Annotated in this window: 5 protein-coding genes; 2 read left to right on the top strand and 3 right to left on the bottom strand. The window is 70.7% G+C overall.

From position 1 onward, the window contains the following. Positions 1–541, top strand: a 541-nt coding sequence (locus tag AOK24_RS34225; RefSeq protein ID WP_055723895.1) for an ABC transporter ATP-binding protein, incomplete at its 5' end; no start/stop codon positions are given. Between the two features lie 27 nt (positions 542–568). On the opposite strand, the gene AOK24_RS34220 is transcribed toward AOK24_RS34225, so the two are convergent. Together AOK24_RS34220 and AOK24_RS34215 are read right to left on the bottom strand one after the other, a co-directional pair. Next, positions 569–781, bottom strand: coding sequence for an EF-hand domain-containing protein (locus AOK24_RS34220; RefSeq protein ID WP_055723894.1), 213 nt, complete (start codon positions 779–781; stop codon positions 569–571). A gap of 48 nt (positions 782–829) precedes the next feature. Then, positions 830–1,741, bottom strand: a complete 912-nt coding sequence (locus tag AOK24_RS34215) for a helix-turn-helix domain-containing protein (protein ID WP_055723893.1) — start codon at positions 1,739–1,741, stop codon at positions 830–832. A 61-nt stretch (positions 1,742–1,802) separates the two neighbouring features. Here AOK24_RS34215 and AOK24_RS34210 point away from each other — a divergent pair, with 61 nt between their 5' ends. After that, complete coding sequence (locus tag AOK24_RS34210) at positions 1,803–2,438, top strand: GNAT family N-acetyltransferase (protein WP_055723892.1); 636 nt, start codon at positions 1,803–1,805, stop codon at positions 2,436–2,438. Position 2,439: 1 nt separating this feature from the next. On the opposite strand, the gene AOK24_RS34205 is transcribed toward AOK24_RS34210, so the two are convergent. Then, the coding region (locus AOK24_RS34205) for an ADP-ribosyltransferase (RefSeq protein WP_055723891.1) at positions 2,440–2,947 on the bottom strand (508 nt) is incomplete at its 5' end.

Raw genomic sequence — 2,947 nt, 5'->3', positions numbered from 1 at the left:
CCGCCACCCCCTGCACCTCCCCCTGACGACCCGGGAGGTCGTCCTGACCGGCGTCACCAACTCGGTGGCCCCGCTCCCGCGTTGGCGGCCGACCCCCGAACAGCGGGACAGGGCGGAGGAGTTGATGGAGACCCTGGGCCTGGGGTCCCTCAAGGAGGCCCGCTGGCCCACGCTTTCGCAGGGTCAGCGGGGTCGCACGCTGATCGCACGGGCCCTGATGCCGGCGCCCCGCCTCCTGCTGCTGGACGAACCGGCGACAGGCCTGGACCTCCCCGGCAGGGAGCAGTTGATCGGCGCGCTGGGAGAACTCGCGGCGAACCACCCCGAGTTGGCGACGGTCCTGGTCACGCACCACCTGGAGGAGCTCCCGCCCCACACCACGCACGCCCTGCTGCTGCGGGACGGCCGGGCGCTGGCCCAGGGCCCGGCCCGGGAGACCCTCACCCCCGACCTGCTCGGCAAGTGCTTCGACCTGCCCCTGAGCCTGGACCGGCACGCCGACGGCCGCTGGAGCGTACGCATCCAACGGCCGAAGCGATGAACCGGCCCTCCACGAACGAGAGGGCGACTACTTGCTCAGGTGCGCCCAGAACTCGTCGAACGACAGCTTCTTGTCCCCGTCGAGATCCCGGCTCTTGATGATGGACTCGGCGACGGCCTCGGTGACGTTCCAGTCGCCACCCTGCGCGAGGGCGGTCTTGAACTCGGCCGCGGTGATCTCGCCGTCACCGTCCGTGTCGATCCGGTCGAATTCCTTGCGCGCTTCTTCGATGCTGGCCACCGATCCGCCCCTTATCCACTGCTTGCTGTCCGACTGACGCAGGTCAGACTAACTGCCCGCGCTCCCCCGCAGCGCCGCGACCACCCACGCGAAGTCCTCCGCGTGCGGCGGCGCCGGCTGCCGCTGAAGGACGGCGAGCAGCTCCCGGTACCGGGCGACGCGCTCGTCGAACCCGGCGGTCATCCGCTCCAGGACGTCCCCCCGGTCGGCGTCCCCGAACAGCTCCCGCAGCACCGCCCCGGCCTCGGCGGAGTCCGGCGCGACCCCCCGCTCCCGCAGCGGAGCGACCAGCTCGACGAGCCGCTTGGCGAACCACACCGCCTCCCCGGAGGGTGAACTCCCCGTCCGGTCGGCCGCGTTGAACTCGACGGCCCGCCGCATCTGCGCCCGGAACTCCGGGTCCTCCAGCATCTCCGCCAACTCGACCCAGGCGTCGACCTGTTCGGGCGTCGGATCGTCGGACAGCTCGACGGCCGTACGCCGCATCCGCTCCTGGATGTCGGGGTCGACCCCCGGCAGCCCGTGCAGCGTCTCCGCCACGAACTCCTCCATGATCCGCTGCCGTTCGGCCGCGGACAGCTTCGCCAGTCGGTGCATGAGCTTCATCTCCTCCGTCGTGGAACCCCGTCGTGCGACGCTCGACAGCACGGCCCGGATCACCTTCAGGGACCTGATCTGTACGTCGATGGCGGCGACGTGCGTCGCGGCCACCTCGGCGACGGTCCGCTCCCCGGCCAGCACCTCGCGCACGGCGTCGAGCCCGAGCCCGAGTTCGCGCAGGGTGCGGATCAGCTCCAGCCGGGCGGCGCCCTCGGCGTCGTACAGCCGGTAGCCGCCCGCCGAGCGGCCGACGGGGTCGAGGACGCCCTCGTCGGACCAGTAGCGGACGGTGCGGACGGACAGTCCGCTGGAGCGGGCCAGCTCGCCGATGGTGAACAGCCCCGTACCGTGGTCGATCATGTGTCGGAGTCTGGGCCTTCCAGTGGGTGGAGACTCAAGCGGCTCGTTCAGGAGGTGTGCGGTGGAGACCTTGCGGGACATTCTCGACGGCGCGGCGCGCGGCGTCTTCCCCCCGCCGGACGGCCGTACGACGGTGGTCCCCCAGCTGTCGCGACGCGACGCGGGCGTCCTCAACTTCACCGCGCACGCGGTGGTCTTCCTCGACGAGGACCCCGACTGGGTGTACGCGCAACTCGGCCGCGTGGACTGCGACATGTACTCCGCGCCGACCCACCCGGCCTTCCTCGCCGCCCTGTTGGCGCACACGGGCCGCACCGCGGAGACGGTCGACGCGATGCTGCTGGCCCAGCCCCGCGAGGGCGAACTCCCGTTGCCGCTGCGGGAGATCACGGACGCCGGGCACCCCAGGGTGGCGTACGCGCGCAAGCGGCGGGACGACGTACGGGTCTGGCGGGCGGACGGCGGTGTCCTGGTCCTGGGACGCGGGATCGGCGGACGGCTCGAAGTGTCCGTGGAGGTCGACGAGTCCGTACGCGGCCGGGGTCTCGGGCGGCAACTCGTGGACGCGGCGCGGTACTTGGCCGGGGAGCCGGTGTGGGCACAGGTCGCGCCGGGGAACGCCCGGAGTCAGCGGGCGTTCCAGGCGGCGGGCTATGTGCCGGTGGGGTCGGAGCTGTTGATGCTCAGCACCGGATGAGTCAGTGCCAGGGCTCGAAGTACGGGTTGCTCCGGCAGTCGTCCATGATCTCGATCTTCTTGACCTTGTCGACCGGGCACACTCCGAGGATGTACTCGCGGGCGATCCCGCCGGGGAACGCCACCTCGACCTGGTCGGCCCACTTGTGCGTGTCGCCGATCGTCTTGTTGACGTCAATGCCGCCGGGGGCGTCGATGTAGTAGTTCCAGCCGGACTTGTACCAGGTCTTGTACAGGTCGTGGTCGTAGCTCGTGGAGACGTACGGGGAGGGCTGGTTGACGAGGACGTACTTCTCCACGTCGTACTGGCCGTTCTCGACGTCCTTGGGGAAGAACCCGAAGGGGAAGATCTTGTCGGGGGTGCGGCTGTCGCTGCGGTAGAGGGTGCCGCAGGTGGTGCGCCAGACGGGGTCGGGAGTGATCCGGTCGAGGTGGACGTTCTTGTCGGCCGCCGCCTTCAGCTTGTCCTCGAACTGGGGGCACTTGGGGGCTGCCGCGAGGGTCGGGGCG

The organism is Streptomyces niveiscabiei, from assembly GCF_001419795.1.
In the GTDB taxonomy this organism is placed as follows: Bacteria; Actinomycetota; Actinomycetes; order Streptomycetales; family Streptomycetaceae; genus Streptomyces; species Streptomyces niveiscabiei.
This window is presented reverse-complemented; position numbering and strand designations above follow the sequence as displayed.

Bases quoted from the DNA above. Each gene is read 5' to 3' on its own strand.
- AOK24_RS34215 (WP_055723893.1), bottom strand. From the start codon at position 1,741: ATGATCGACCACGGTACGGGGCTGTTCACCATCGGCGAGCTGGCCCGC.